14 protein-coding genes and 2 riboswitches are annotated in these 13,158 nt (G+C 66.0%); of the genes, 10 read left to right on the top strand and 4 right to left on the bottom strand.

Annotated elements, in window-relative coordinates; genetic code table 11:
• The first annotated feature begins 117 nt into the window (after positions 1-117).
• From rpsD to C8D95_RS12040, 4 genes are all read left to right on the top strand, one after another.
• Positions 118-738: a 30S ribosomal protein S4 gene (gene rpsD / locus C8D95_RS12025; RefSeq protein ID WP_109759442.1), complete on the top strand. Its 621-nt coding sequence runs from the start codon at positions 118-120 to the stop codon at positions 736-738.
• A 188-nt stretch (positions 739-926) separates the two neighbouring features.
• Entirely contained in the window at positions 927-1,223 is a 297-nt protein-coding gene (locus C8D95_RS12030; RefSeq protein WP_109759443.1) for a YwqG family protein, read from the top strand.
• 138 nt (positions 1,224-1,361) lie between these two features.
• Positions 1,362-2,291, top strand: a complete 930-nt coding sequence (locus tag C8D95_RS12035) for an ABC transporter ATP-binding protein (RefSeq protein WP_109759444.1) — start codon at positions 1,362-1,364, stop codon at positions 2,289-2,291.
• Complete coding sequence (locus C8D95_RS12040) at positions 2,288-3,049, top strand: ABC transporter permease (protein ID WP_109759445.1); 762 nt, start codon at positions 2,288-2,290, stop codon at positions 3,047-3,049. Before C8D95_RS12035 ends, C8D95_RS12040 begins: the two co-directional genes overlap by 4 nt.
• Before the next feature lie 7 nt (positions 3,050-3,056).
• Here the strand turns inward: C8D95_RS12040 and C8D95_RS12045 are convergent, their stop codons facing one another.
• From C8D95_RS12045 to C8D95_RS12055, 3 genes are all read right to left on the bottom strand, one after another.
• Positions 3,057-4,007: a 1-phosphofructokinase family hexose kinase gene (locus tag C8D95_RS12045; protein WP_109759446.1), complete on the bottom strand. Its 951-nt coding sequence runs from the start codon at positions 4,005-4,007 to the stop codon at positions 3,057-3,059.
• A gap of 62 nt (positions 4,008-4,069) precedes the next feature.
• Complete coding sequence (gltX, locus tag C8D95_RS12050; RefSeq protein ID WP_109759447.1) at positions 4,070-5,389, bottom strand: glutamate--tRNA ligase; 1,320 nt, start codon at positions 5,387-5,389, stop codon at positions 4,070-4,072.
• A 58-nt stretch (positions 5,390-5,447) separates the two neighbouring features.
• Positions 5,448-5,762 (bottom strand): DUF1801 domain-containing protein, encoded by a 315-nt coding sequence (locus C8D95_RS12055; RefSeq protein WP_338143039.1) that lies wholly within the window; start codon positions 5,760-5,762, stop codon positions 5,448-5,450.
• Between the two features lie 183 nt (positions 5,763-5,945).
• Between C8D95_RS12055 and C8D95_RS12060 the strand changes: the two genes are divergently transcribed.
• Together C8D95_RS12060 and C8D95_RS12065 are read left to right on the top strand one after the other, a co-directional pair.
• Complete coding sequence (locus C8D95_RS12060; protein WP_109759448.1) at positions 5,946-6,350, top strand: metallopeptidase family protein; 405 nt, start codon at positions 5,946-5,948, stop codon at positions 6,348-6,350.
• 108 nt (positions 6,351-6,458) lie between these two features.
• Complete coding sequence (locus C8D95_RS12065; RefSeq protein WP_109759449.1) at positions 6,459-7,385, top strand: MBL fold metallo-hydrolase; 927 nt, start codon at positions 6,459-6,461, stop codon at positions 7,383-7,385.
• 30 nt (positions 7,386-7,415) lie between these two features.
• Here C8D95_RS12065 and C8D95_RS12070 read toward each other — a convergent pair whose 3' ends face one another.
• Positions 7,416-7,970 (bottom strand): gamma-glutamylcyclotransferase, encoded by a 555-nt coding sequence (locus C8D95_RS12070; protein WP_109759450.1) that lies wholly within the window; start codon positions 7,968-7,970, stop codon positions 7,416-7,418.
• Between the two features lie 72 nt (positions 7,971-8,042).
• Positions 8,043-8,132, top strand: a riboswitch (glycine riboswitch).
• 2 nt (positions 8,133-8,134) lie between these two features.
• Positions 8,135-8,200: riboswitch (glycine riboswitch) on the top strand.
• Between the two features lie 70 nt (positions 8,201-8,270).
• Here C8D95_RS12070 and gcvT point away from each other — a divergent pair.
• Genes gcvT through gcvP form a run of 4 tightly spaced genes read left to right on the top strand, consistent with a single transcriptional unit; the run spans position 8,271 to position 13,097 of the window.
• Positions 8,271-9,389 (top strand): glycine cleavage system aminomethyltransferase GcvT, encoded by a 1,119-nt coding sequence (gene gcvT / locus C8D95_RS12075; protein ID WP_109759451.1) that lies wholly within the window; start codon positions 8,271-8,273, stop codon positions 9,387-9,389.
• Positions 9,390-9,404: 15 nt separating this feature from the next.
• Entirely contained in the window at positions 9,405-9,764 is a 360-nt protein-coding gene (gene gcvH / locus C8D95_RS12080; RefSeq protein ID WP_109759452.1) for a glycine cleavage system protein GcvH, read from the top strand.
• Between the two features lie 4 nt (positions 9,765-9,768).
• Positions 9,769-10,227 carry an SRPBCC domain-containing protein gene (locus tag C8D95_RS12085; protein WP_109759453.1) on the top strand — a complete coding sequence of 153 codons (459 nt, stop codon included), beginning with the start codon at positions 9,769-9,771 and terminating at the stop codon, positions 10,225-10,227.
• A gap of 17 nt (positions 10,228-10,244) precedes the next feature.
• The gene (gcvP, locus tag C8D95_RS12090; RefSeq protein ID WP_109759454.1) at positions 10,245-13,097 is read left to right on the top strand and encodes an aminomethyl-transferring glycine dehydrogenase; all 2,853 of its coding nucleotides are present in this window, start codon (positions 10,245-10,247) and stop codon (positions 13,095-13,097) included.
• Positions 13,098-13,158: the final 61 nt, after the last annotated feature.

The raw sequence follows: 13,158 nt of genomic DNA on the forward strand, positions 1-13,158 counted from the left end.
CCCTGTACAAGCGCCGCTTCATTGGTGTTGGTGGCCCCCGCAAGGGGATGACCTGTCGCCCCGGCCAAATCCGGGGAAAGGACAACGCCCTTCGCAAGAGCAGAAGGAGATCAGACGGTGACCAAACGCACCTCTGCCAAGTACAAACTCGACCGCCGGATGGGCGAGAACATCTGGGGCCGCCCGAAGTCCCCGGTCAACCGCCGCGAATACGGCCCCGGCCAGCACGGCCAGCGCCGCAAGGGCAAGGTGTCCGACTTCGGCCTCCAGCTTCGCGCCAAGCAGAAGCTCAAGGGCTATTACGGCGACCTGACCGAGAAGCAGTTCAAGAAGATCTTCGTCGAGGCCGAGCGTCAGCGCGGTGACACGGGCGAGCTTCTGATCGGCCTCCTCGAGCGCCGTCTCGACGCCGTCGTGTACCGCTCGAAGTTCGTGCCGACCATCTTCGCCGCGCGCCAGTTCGTGAACCACGGCCACGTGACGGTGAACGGCCAGCGCGTCAACATCGCGTCCTACCGCGTCGGTGAGGGCGATGTCGTCGAGGTCCGCGACAAGTCCAAGCAGATGGCGCTGGTGCTGGAAGCCGCAGGGCTGCCCGAGCGCGACGTGCCCGACTATCTCGAGGTCGACCACTCCAAGATGAAGGCCACCTTCGTGCGCACGCCCGGTCTCTCGGACGTGCCCTACCCGGTCCTGATGGAGCCGAACCTGGTCATCGAATATTACGCGCAGAACTGATTTCGGTCTGTTGCGGAGAGACAGGGGCCGCCCTCCGGGGCGGCCTTTTTTGTGCTTGATGTTTCGGAGGCGCGAACGACAGGTGTATTCAGGGAACGACTGTTCTGAACCATTCTAGGTGGCATATTATCTGAACTATTGGCAGTATCCTGGGGCGCACTTCAATTCTTGCACCCCTTTGGACTGCTATGAAGACCATCCCTGAAATTCGTCTCGAAATGAAACCGAAGACACGAGAAGCGAAGGCTGTCGTCGGTTTCGACTGGGCAGAAGACGGCGTGGGGAAGAGGTCTAAAATTGGTGGTCGCCCCGATTTTCTGCAGGGAAGGGAAGACGTTGGCTGTGATAGCTGTGGCGAGGAAATGACGTTCTTCGCGCAGCTAGATTCTGTCGGAGATGAGATCTGTTTTGCCGACGTTGGCATGGTCTTCGTCTTCGTTTGTTTTGACTGCTTTAGGACAAAGTCTCTGATCCAGTCCGGATGACCGATGCGTCTGCGCAAAACCAATAATGCTAGGTAATGCCCCCCACATCCCGCACCCCCGCAGCCCCCTCTCTACTGAAATGATCGGTTCACTTTTCTGCCGATGGCGTTAACTTGCGCCTCGACGACGGAGTTTCCCATGACGGCAATCGTTGAGGTCGAGCACCTCAAAAAGACTTATGACAGCGGGTTCGAGGCGCTGAAGGGCATCGACCTGACCATCGAGCAGGGCGAGATCCTGGCACTTCTCGGCCCGAACGGCGCGGGCAAGACGACGCTGATCTCGGCCGTCTGCGGCATCACTGCGCCGACCGACGGCAAGGTCAGGGTGGGCGGTCACGACATCCAGGACGACTGGCGGGCGGCGCGCAAGCTCATTGGCCTCGTCCCGCAGGAAATCAACCTCGAACCGTTCGAGCTGGTGATGAACACCGTGCGCTTCTCACGCGGACTGTTCGGCCGGCCCCGCAACGATGCGCTGATCGAGAAAATCCTTCGCGACCTGTCGCTGTGGGACAAGAAAGACTCGCGTATCAACGCGTTGTCGGGCGGCATGAAGCGCCGGGTGCTGATCGCCAAGGCTCTGTCGCACGAGCCGCGCGTCCTCTTCCTCGACGAGCCCACGGCGGGCGTCGACGTGGAACTTCGCCGCGACATGTGGCGCATCGTCGAGACGCTGCGCGCCGACGGCGTCACGATCATCCTGACGACCCACTACATCGAAGAGGCCGAGGCCATCGCCGACCGCATCGGCATCATCAGCGGCGGTCAGCTTCTCCTGGTCGAGGAGAAGGCGGCGCTGATGAAGCGGCTCGCCAAGAAAGAGCTTCGCATAGACCTTCAGTCGCCGGTGGACCATATCCCCGAGACCCTGTCGGCCTTCGACCTGCGCCGCGCCGACGACGGCCGCGCATTGATCTACACCTACGACACCACGGGCGAGCGGACCGGGATCACCCGGCTTCTGGGCGCGGTGCAGGCGGCGGGGCTGACGCTTGCCGACATTCGCACCAGCCAGAGCTCGCTCGAGGAAATCTTCGTCGACATCGTGAAGGACGGCGGCAAATGAACTGGACAGGCATATTCGCCATCTGGCGTTTCGAGATGGCGCGCTTCTTCAGGTCGATCATCCAGTCGGTGGTCTCCCCGGTGGTCTCGACCTCGCTGTATTTCGTCGTCTTCGGCGCCGCCATCGGCAGCCGGATTCAGGAGGTCGAGGGGGTACCCTACGGCGCCTTCATCGTGCCTGGACTCATCATGCTGACGGTCCTGCAGCAGTCGATCCAGAACGCGGCTTTCGGGATCTATTTCCCCAAGTTCATCGGCACGATCTTCGAGGTGCTGTCGGCCCCCATCTCGGCCTTCGAGATCGTCATGGGATATGTGGGCGCGGCGGCGGCGAAGGCGATCCTGATCGGCCTCATCATCCTTCTGACCTCGTTCTTCTTCGTCGACGTCCGCATCGCGCATCCCTTTTGGATGCTCGCGTTCCTGGTGATGACCGCCGTCAGCTTCTCGCTTCTGGGCTTCATCCTGGGGATCTGGGCAAAAAGCTTCGAGCAGCTCAATATCGTTCCGCTTCTGGTCGTGACGCCTCTCGTGTTCCTTGGGGGCTCGTTCTACTCGGTGTCGATGCTGCCGCCCTTCTGGGAGGCGGTGTCGCACTTCAACCCGGTACTCTACCTCGTGTCCGGGTTCCGCTGGTCGTTCTTCGGAATGGCCGACGTGCCTATCGGCGCGAGCCTCGCGGCGATCCTGATCTTCACCTGCGCCTGTCTTGCGATCGTCTGGTGGATCTTCCGCACCGGCTACCGGATCAAGAGCTGAGCGGGGCCTAGAGCCGGACGACCACGCAATCCTCGAGCTGGCGCCGCGTCGTCTCGCGGTCGCAGAGGCGCGTGGCCTCGGTCATGGTCGCGGCGCTGGCGGCGGCCACGCCCCATCTGAGGCAGTCCTCGGGCGTCGCCTGGCCGGCCAGCGCGTTGGTGAAGGCGCCGACGAAGCTGTCGCCCGCGCCCACCTTCGAGACGACGGGAACAGGCGGGCTGACCGCGTGCCAGGCCCCGGTCGTATCGGCCATGACCGACCCGTCCGAACCACGCGCGACAATGACGATGCGGGCGACGCCGGTACGAACGAGGCCCTGCGCGAACTCGGCCGTGTCCTCGCGCGTCGGCAGGGGACGCCCCGCCAATTCCTCGCCTTCCTCGCCGTTCATGCGCAGGACGTAGAGCGCATCGTGGGGGCGTTCGGCGAGGTGAAACAGCGCCGGGCCCGAGGTATCGACGATCAGACGCGCGCCGCGTCCCGCGACGTGGTCGGCAAGGATCGAAGGGAAGTCCTTGGCGACGCCCGGCGGCTGGCTGCCCGAGAGAACCACGAGGGTATCCTCGCCCGTGGCCTGGTCGACCGAGTTGAGCGCGCGGGGTACGTCGCTGTCCTGCCAGATCGGGCCGGGCATGACGAAGCGGTACTGTTCGCCGCTCTCGCGGTCGATGACGGACATCGACTGGCGCGTCTCGCCGGGGCCCTGGAAGGCGACCGTGGGCACGCCTTCCAATGCTAGAAGCTGGAGAAGATGCGCGCCGGTCGCGCCGCCGATGGCGACGAGCGCCGTGGCCTGGCCGCCGAGCAGCTTGATCGCGCGGGCGACGTTGATGCCGCCGCCGCCGGGGTCGATCTGGGGATCGGTGCAGCGCAGCTTGGGGCCGGGCTCGATGCTGGCGGCGGTGGTCGAGAAGTCCACCGTCGGGTTCAGCGTGATGGTCAGGATGTGCGATTTCATGGGCGCCGCCTCCGGCATCCTTCATCGCCCGTTAGCGCCACCAGTGCAAGCCGGCTTCCGCTTCAGCCCGGTTTGCGCGTCAAAAGCGGCATGACGTCGGCCATCTCGGGGCCTCTCGTCTCGCCGGTGATGGCCAAACGCAGCGGCATGAAAAGACCCTTGCCCTTGCGGCCCGTCTCGAACTTCACGACGTTAGTCCACTGGCTCCACGTCTCGGCTGTGTAGGGCGGCTCGGGCAGCAGGGCGAGGGCGGTCGCGACGAACTCGCGGTCCTCCTCGGCGACGATCGGAGTCGCACCGCCCGTGAACACCGGCCACCAGCGGCCCGCGTCGGCGCGGATGTCGACGTTGCCGCGAACGGCCTGCCAGTAGGCGTCGCGGCGGTCAGCGGGGACGCCCGCCGCATCCAGTTCGGCGTCGACATCCGAGGCGTCGAGCGACTGGATAACGCGAGCGGTCAGCGGCTTCAGGTCCTCGGCGTCGAACTTGGTGGGCGCCGCACCGAAGGCCGAGAGGTCGAAGCCCTCGATCAACTCGTCGAGGTTTCCGCGCAACTCCACAGGCTGCGACGACCCGAGCCGCGCCATCAGCGACAGCAGCGCCATCGGCTCGATCCCCTGCGCGCGCAGGTCGCGCAGCGACAGGGTGCCAAGCCGCTTCGACAGCGCCTCGCCCTGCGGGCCGGTCAGAAGCGAATGGTGCGCGAAGCGCGGCGGGGTGCCGCCCAGGGCCTCGATGATCTGGATCTGGGTCGCCGTGTTGGTGACGTGGTCTGCGCCCCGCACGATGTCAGTCACGCCCATGTCGATGTCGTCGACCGACGAGGCGAAGGTATAGAGAACCTGCCCGTCCTGCCGGATCAGCACCGGGTCCGACACCGACGCCGCATCGATCGAGATGGGTCCAAGGATGCCGTCGGTCCATTCGATCCGCTCGTGGTCGAGACGGAAGCGCCACACGCCTTGCCCACGCTCGGCGCGCATCTTCTCGCGGTCGGCGTCCGACAGCGCCAGCGCCGAGCGGTCGTAGACCGGGGGCTTGCCCATGTTGAGCTGCTTCTTGCGCTTCAGGTCCAGTTCGGTCGGCGTCTCCCACGCCTCGTAGAAGCGCCCCATGTCGCGCAGGCGCTGCGCCTCTTCGGCATAGCGGTCCAGCCGCAGCGACTGGCGCTCGACGCGGTCCCAGGTCAGGCCCAGCCATTCCAGGTCCTGCTTCAGGGCGTCGACGTATTCTTCCTTCGACCGCTCGGGGTCGGTGTCGTCGATGCGCAGGATGAAGGTGCCGCCGGACTTGCGGGCGATCAGCCAGTTGAACAGCGCCGTGCGCAGGTTGCCGATGTGGATGTAGCCGGTCGGCGAGGGCGCGAAGCGGGTCGTGGTCATGGGGCTCTCCTTGCGGGGGGAGGCTTTTTCACAAGGTCGCGCGAATGTCCATCAGGGATCAGGTGGGCAGGACGGGCCAGTGCGTCGCGAGGTCTTCGAGACCTGCGCGGATCAACTCTTCAAGCACGTCCATGTCAATATCCTCGAGCTTGTTCACGTAGAGGCAGGATTTGCCTGTCTTGTGCTTGCCGAGCCGTGCCAGGATCGGGCCGAAGTCGGCATACCCGGGCAGGATGTAGATCGAAAGCTTCGCGGCCCGCGGCGAGAAACCGGTTGCCAGGTAGCGGCCGGCATGGCCGCGGGCGTAGGTGTAGTCGTAGCTGCCGTAGCCCACGATGCCCGAGGGCCACAGACGGGGCGTGAAGCCCGTCACACTCCGGCAGAGCGCATCGAGGGCTGCGCTTCGTCGCGCCTGCGGTCGGTTTCGACGGCGGCGAGAAAGGCGGCGACGTCGGGTTCGCTAGGATGCGCGGTGGTCATTCCACGATCTTACTGCCTGTGGGCAAGTGCGTCACGGGCTCTGGCGCGGGACGGGCGACCTGCATAGGTAGGCCTGATGGATTGGACCCAGGCGACCGCCCCCGACGCAGCAGATATCGAAGCGATGGCTCTTGCCGCCATCGCGGCACTTCCGGACGAGTTCAGGCTGCCGGCACGCGGCGTCGCGCTGCAGGTCGAGGACTTCGCGTCGGAGGAACTGCTGGACGAATTAGACATCGAGGATCCGTTCGAGCTGACGGGCCTTTATGACGGCATTCCCCTGATCGAGAAGTCGGTGTCGGACCAGCCGCACAGGCCGGATGCGATCTGGCTGTTCCGGCGGCCGATCCTGGACGAATGGATACAGCGGGGCGACGTGACGCTGGCCGAACTGGTGGGCCATGTCGTGGTCCACGAGCTGGCGCATCACTTCGGTTGGTCCGACAGCGACATCGCCACCATCGATGAATGGTGGACCTGATGCTAACGCGCACTCACCCATGCGTGATCGCACAGGCTCATTCTGTGGAAAGGCCCCGGTGCCGCGCTAGACTGCTGACCTGACGTCAACGTCTCAGGGAGCACTTCAATGATAAATCCGACCTTCTCGCGCCGTACCCTTCTGGGGGGCGCCGCGGCCCTGCCATTTGCCGCAGCCGTCCGCCCGGCCTTCGCCGCCGCCCACATGGGCGAGTCGCAGAACGCCGTGCAGAACACTTTCGCGCTGGGCGACTTCCAGGTGTCGACCCTTCTGGCCGGGACGCGGACCGTCGAGGACATCCAGTCGATCTTCGGCACCAACGTGCCGCCCGAGGAATTCGAGCAGGTCAGCCAGCAGAATTTCATCCCGGCCGACAAGGCGCAGTTCTTCTTCACCCCGACGGTGGTGCGGACCGGGAACGAGACGGTCCTCTTCGACACCGGTCCCTCTCCCGTGGGCATGGTTGCGGCCCTTGCCGCCGCCGGTCTGACACCCGAGGAGATCGACGTCGTCGTCCTCACGCACATGCACGGCGATCACATCGGCGGCATGGCGGGAGAGGGCGGGGCGGCCACCTTCCCGAACGCGCGATATGTCACGGGGCAGGTCGAGTTCGATCACTGGAACGGCACCGAGGACGAGAACTTCGCGGCCAAGGTGAAGCCCTTCGCCGAGCAGTTCACCTTCCTCAACGATGGCGGCAGCGTTGTGTCCGGCCTGACGGCGGTCGAGGCGTTCGGCCACACACCCGGTCACATGGCCTACATGCTGGAATCGGGCGGCGAGCAGGTGCTGGTGATGGCCGACACGGCGAACCATTACGTCTGGTCGCTGGCCTATCCCGAGTGGGAGGTCCGTTTCGACGCGGACAAGGCGATGGCGGCGGAGACTCGCAAGAAGATCCTCGGCATGGTCGCAGCGGACCGTCATCCGCTGATCGGCTATCACATGCCCTTCCCCGGAATGGGCTATGTCACCGAGGAAGGACCGGGCATGTTCCACTATGTGCCCACGACCTATCAGATGATGCTGTGATCCGAAGGTTTCGCATGCGAAACCAATGAATTAAGGGTTAACGCCCTTCAGGGCGAGGTGGCGGTCCACAAGGGCCGTCTCCTCGTCCGTCAGGCACTGGTGCCTTGGGTAGCGAGGCGCGTCGCGGTCGTTCAGGACGGGGGCGTCCCAGCCGTCCGTCGTGTCGAAGAACCTCTGCACGCCGCCCTCTCCGAACTCGCGCAGGAAGCCCTGCACCACCACGTCGATGTAGGACAGAAGCACCGGGCGCATGGTCGTCGCGGGCCGGTGCATGTCGTCGGGCGCGTGGTAGATGTGGATCTCGGGTTGCCCGCCGAGGGCATGGGCGACGCCCGTGGCCATGACGCGGGCGTAAGCATGTTCGCGCATGTCCAGCGCGGACCAGTCGCCGCCGGGAACGCGCGCCATCAGCCCGTCGATCTGGTCCTCGGGCGCCGGCACGGCGGTCAGGAAGGCGACCTCGCGGCCCTCGACATGCCGCCAGGCGCGGCGCCAGCCCGATATGCTCGCAGGATGCGCCTCGGCATAGGTGTGGGTCGCCCGGTTCACGAGGCTGCCGTATCCGAAGAACCAGGGACCATCCATGCGGCGAGGTTTGGCGTGGGCGGGGGCGTGATGCAAGATCTTGCCAGCGCGCGCGGAACCGGCGTATCCCTGAACTGCGCGACGGGAGAATCCGGGTTCGACCCGGTGCCGAAGGAGCAACCGCCCCGGTAAACTCTCAGGCCAACGGACCGCCGCGTGACGGACACTCTGGAGAGACCCCGCGATCGGGGCGCCGAAGGGATAGCGATCTCAGGCGAAGGGACAGAGGGGGCGCCAGAGGGCAAGGCCGTTGCCCGAGAGGTGCCCGACGCATCGGCCGTCGGCGGGAAGAGGGTTGCGATGCCTGAGCTGAAGCGGACACCGCTCTACGATCTGCACACATCGCTCGGCGCGAAGATCGTGCCGTTCGCGGGTTACGACATGCCGGTGCAATATGGTCTGGGGGTGCTCAAGGAGCACCTTTGGACGCGGCAGCATGCCGGGCTTTTCGACGTGAGCCACATGGGGCAGGCGCGGCTGGTGCCTGAGGGGTCGGTGTCGGACGCGGCGCTGGCTCTCGAGACGCTGGTGCCGGTCGACGTGCTTGGGCTGAAGGAAGGGCGGCAGCGCTATGCTCTTTTCACCGACGACGAAGGCGGGATTCTCGACGACCTGATGGTCGCGAACCGGGGCGATCACCTGTTCGTCGTCGTGAACGCGGCCTGCAAGGACGACGACATCGCGCACATGCAGGCGGGTCTTGGCGGTCCGGTCTCGGTCGAGCCGGTGACGGACCGCGGGCTTCTGGCGTTGCAGGGACCGGAGGCCGAGGCGGCGCTGGCTCGGCTTGTGCCCGGGGTTGCGGGCCTGCGCTTCATGGACGTTGCAACCTTCGACTGGGAGGGCGCGGAACTTTGGGTGTCGCGGTCGGGCTATACCGGCGAGGACGGGTTCGAGATCTCGGTGCCAGAGGGCCGGACCGTGGGCCTTGCCGAAGCGCTGCTGGCGATGGATGAGGTCGAGGCGATCGGCCTCGGCGCGCGGGATTCCCTGCGGCTGGAAGCGGGGATGTGCCTCTATGGGCACGACATTGACCGCACCACCTCTCCGGTCGAGGCGGCCTTGGAGTGGGCAATCCAGAAGGTACGCCGGCGGGGCGGGGATCGTGCGGGCGGCTTTCCCGGCGCGGACCGCATCCTGGAGGAACTTGAGACCGGGGCGGCACGGCGTCGCGTCGGGCTTCTGCCCGACGGACGCGCGCCGATGCGCGAGGGGACCGAGCTTTTCGTGGGCGATACGCGGATCGGGTCCGTCACCTCGGGCGGCTTCGCACCGTCGCTCGAACGGCCCGTGAGCATGGGCTATGTTTCAACCGACCATGCCGCGACCGGCACGGGCGTCGAGGCGGAGGTGCGCGGCAAGCGCCTGCCCGCCACCGTCGCCGACCTGCCGTTCCGGCCCTCGACCTACAAACGCTGAGAAGGATCAGACGCGATGAAATACACCGAAGATCACGAGTGGCTGCGGGTGGACGGCGATGTCGTCGTCGTGGGCATCACCGAACATGCGGCCGAGCAACTGGGCGACGTCGTCTTCATCGAACTGCCCGAGACCGAGACGCAGGTGGCCAAGGGCGACGACATCGTGGTGATCGAGAGCGTGAAGGCGGCGTCCGACATCGCCGCGCCGGTGGACGGCGAGATCGTCGAGGTGAACGTCGATCTCGCCGACAACCCGGGCCTCGTCAACGAGGATCCCCTTGGGGCCGCGTGGTTCTTCAAGATGAAGGTCACGGACATGGAGCAGCTCGACACCTTCATGTCCGAGGACGAGTACAAGGACATGATCGGGTGATCGCTTGACCCCTCGCGTCGACCGGGCCGCGCGGCATGTCGCGGCGGAGCCTGCGACCGCCTATGCGGCCTGGATCGACGCTGAGGCGCTGGCGCACTGGCTGCCGCCCGAAGGAGCCTCGATGACGGTCGAGAGCTTCGTGCCCGAGCCGGGTGGCGCGCTGGTCATCGTCCTGCACTTCGACGAGGCGACCGGCAAGACCAGCGCGCGGACGGACCGGGTGCAGGGGCGGTTCCTGGAGCTCGATCCGCCGTCGCACCTGGCGATTTCGGTCGACTTCGACAGCGACGACCCGCGCTTCGCCGGGACCATGCGGATGGACTGGACCTTCCGCCCCGACGGCGCAGGGACCGAGGTGACCGTCGAGGCCCGCGACGTGCCGGCCGGCATCTCACCCGAGGCGCATGACATGGGCTTGCAGTCGTCGCTCGCCAACCTCGCCCGCTACATCGAACGAACCTGACCCTTGACGGTGGACCCATGACCTTCACGCCGACCGACTACCTTCCCTACGACTTCGCCAACCGCCGCCATATCGGGCCGTCGCCGGCCGAGATGGAGGCGATGCTGAAGACGCTTGGCGTCGCTTCGCTGGACGAGCTGATCGACCAGACCATCCCCTCGACGATCCGGCAGGCCGAGCCGCTGGACTTCGGCAAGCCCCGGTCCGAGCGCGAGATGCTCTGGGAGATGCGGCAGATCGCGGACCGGAACGAGGTCTTCACGACGATGATCGGGCAGGGGTATCACGGCACCGTCACCCCGCCCGCGATCCAGCGCAACATCCTGGAGAACCCGGCCTGGTACACGGCCTATACGCCGTATCAGCCGGAGATCTCGCAGGGGCGGCTGGAGGCGCTTCTGAATTACCAGACGATGATCTCGGACCTGACGGGGCTCGAGATCGCCAACGCCTCGCTCCTGGACGAGGCGACGGCGGCGGCCGAAGCGATGACGATGGCCGAGCGGACGGCGAAGTCGAAGGCCAAGGCCTTCTTCATCGACGAGAACTGCCACCCGCAGAACATCGCGGTGATGCGGACAAGGGCCGAGCCTCTGGACATCGAGGTGATCGTGGGATCGCCGGACGACCTGGAGGCGGACAAGGTTTTCGGCGCGATCTTCCAGTATCCCGGCACCTACGGGCACGTCCGGGACTTCACGCCGCAGATCGAGGCTCTGCACGCGGCGGGGGCCCTTGGCATCGTCATCGCGGACCCGCTGGCGCTGACGCTTCTTAAGGAGCCGGGCGCAATGGGTGCGGATATCGCTGTCGGGTCTACGCAACGCTTCGGGGTGCCTTTGGGCTTCGGCGGACCGCATGCGGCCTACATGGCGTGCAAGGACGGGCTGAAGCGGGCGATGCCGGGGCGGCTGGTCGGCGTGTCGATCGATGCACGAGGGAACAAGGCGTACCGTCTGTCGCTTCAGACCCGCGAGCAGCACATCCGGCGCGAGAAGGCGACGTCGAACGTCTGCACGGCTCAGGCGCTTCTTGCGGTCATGGCGTCGTTCTATGCGGTGTTCCACGGACCCGAGGGGCTGAAAGCCATCGCGCAGCGCGTCCACCGCAAGACCGAGCGGCTGGTGATGGGGCTGGAGGCGGGCGGCTATGCCGTCGAGCCGAAGCTGTTCTTCGACACGATCACGGTCGAGGTCGGCCCGATGCAAGGCGTCATCATGGAGGCGGGCAAGCGCGAGCGGATCAACTTCCGCCGGGTGGGGACGACGAAGATCGGGATGTCGGTCGACGAGTCGCTGCGTCCCGCGACCATCGAGGCGGTGTGGCGGGCCTTCGGGTTGTCCTACGGCCGAGACGATTTCGAGGCGGGGTACACGCGCCTGCCGCAGGAGTTGCACCGGACGAGCGAGTTCCTGACCCATCCGATCTTTCACCTGAACCGGGCCGAGACCGAGATGATGCGCTACATGCGCCGTCTCGCCGACCGGGACCTGGCGCTGGACCGGGCGATGATCCCCCTGGGGTCATGCACCATGAAGCTGAACGCGGCGGTCGAGATGATGCCGGTCACCTGGCCTCAGTTTTCGAACATCCACCCCTTCGCACCGGCCGAACAGGTGAAGGGCTATACCGCGATGATCGAGGACCTCTGCGCTCGGCTCTGCACCATCACGGGCTATGACGCGATGTCGATGCAGCCGAATTCGGGCGCGCAGGGCGAATACGCGGGGCTTCTGACCATCATGGCCTATCACCGCGCGCGCGGCGACGGGGCGCGGAAGGTCTGCCTGATCCCGGTGTCGGCGCATGGCACGAACCCGGCCAGCGCGCAGATGTGCGGGATGGAGGTCGTGGTCGTGAAGTCGGCGGCGAATGGCGACGTGGACGTCGACGACTTCCGCGCCAAGGCCGAGGCGGCGGGCAACCGGCTGGCGGCCTGCATGATCACCTATCCTTCGACCCACGGCGTGTTCGAGGAGACTGTGAGTGAGGTCTGCGAGATCACCCACGCGCATGGCGGGCAGGTCTATATCGACGGCGCGAACCTCAATGCGATGGTGGGGCTCGCGAAACCCGGGGACGTGGGCGGCGACGTCAGCCACCTGAACCTGCACAAGACCTTCTGCATCCCGCACGGCGGCGGCGGTCCCGGCATGGGACCGATCGGGGTCAAGGCGCATCTGGCGCCCTTCCTGCCGGGGCATCCGCACACCGGCGGCCGCGAGGGTCCGGTGTCGGCGGCGCCTTACGGCTCGCCGGGCATCCTGGTCATTCCCTATGCCTATCTGCTGCTGATGGGCGGAGCCGGGCTGACGCAGGCGACGCGGGTGGCGATCCTGAACGCGAACTATATCGCGAAGCGGCTGGAGGGGGCCTTCGACGTTCTGTTCAAGGGGCGCAAGGGGAGGGTGGCACACGAGTGCATCCTCGACACCCGGCCCTTTGCCGACAGCGCGGGCGTGACGGTGGACGACATCGCCAAGCGGCTGATCGACAACGGGTTTCACGCGCCGACGATGAGCTGGCCGGTGCCAGGAACGCTGATGGTCGAGCCGACGGAATCGGAGACGAAGGCCGAGCTCGACCGGTTCTGCGACGCGATGCTGCATATCCGCGAGGAGATCCGGGCCGTCGAGACGGGAGAGATGGAGCGCGAGAACAACCCCCTGAAAAATGCGCCCCACACGGTCGAGGACCTGGTCGGCGACTGGGACAGGCCTTATAGCCGCGAGGCCGGGTGCTATCCCAAGGGAGCGTTCCGCGTCGACAAGTATTGGCCGCCGGTCAACCGTGTCGACAACGCCTGGGGTGACCGTCACCTGGTCTGCACCTGCCCGCCGCTGGAGGACTATGCGCAGGCGGCGGAATAGGGCCGCAGCGGGGTGTCGGGGGGAGGGCGGAAGGCCGGCCCTCCCGTCTTGACTTGGCAGT

Origin of the sequence: Silicimonas algicola (genome assembly GCF_003148765.1) — a bacterium.
GTDB classification, from domain to species: Bacteria; Pseudomonadota; Alphaproteobacteria; order Rhodobacterales; family Rhodobacteraceae; genus Silicimonas; species Silicimonas algicola.

Bases quoted from the DNA above. Each gene is read 5' to 3' on its own strand.
- C8D95_RS12030 (WP_109759443.1), top strand. From the start codon at position 927: ATGAAGACCATCCCTGAAATTCGTCTCGAAATGAAACCGAAGACACGA.
- C8D95_RS12035 (WP_109759444.1), top strand. From the start codon at position 1,362: ATGACGGCAATCGTTGAGGTCGAGCACCTCAAAAAGACTTATGACAGC.
- C8D95_RS12040 (WP_109759445.1), top strand. From the start codon at position 2,288: ATGAACTGGACAGGCATATTCGCCATCTGGCGTTTCGAGATGGCGCGC.
- C8D95_RS12045 (WP_109759446.1), bottom strand. From the start codon at position 4,007: ATGAAATCGCACATCCTGACCATCACGCTGAACCCGACGGTGGACTTC.
- gltX (WP_109759447.1), bottom strand. From the start codon at position 5,389: ATGACCACGACCCGCTTCGCGCCCTCGCCGACCGGCTACATCCACATC.
- C8D95_RS12060 (WP_109759448.1), top strand. From the start codon at position 5,946: ATGGATTGGACCCAGGCGACCGCCCCCGACGCAGCAGATATCGAAGCG.
- C8D95_RS12065 (WP_109759449.1), top strand. From the start codon at position 6,459: ATGATAAATCCGACCTTCTCGCGCCGTACCCTTCTGGGGGGCGCCGCG.
- C8D95_RS12070 (WP_109759450.1), bottom strand. From the start codon at position 7,970: ATGGATGGTCCCTGGTTCTTCGGATACGGCAGCCTCGTGAACCGGGCG.
- gcvT (WP_109759451.1), top strand. From the start codon at position 8,271: ATGCCTGAGCTGAAGCGGACACCGCTCTACGATCTGCACACATCGCTC.
- gcvH (WP_109759452.1), top strand. From the start codon at position 9,405: ATGAAATACACCGAAGATCACGAGTGGCTGCGGGTGGACGGCGATGTC.
- gcvP (WP_109759454.1), top strand. From the start codon at position 10,245: ATGACCTTCACGCCGACCGACTACCTTCCCTACGACTTCGCCAACCGC.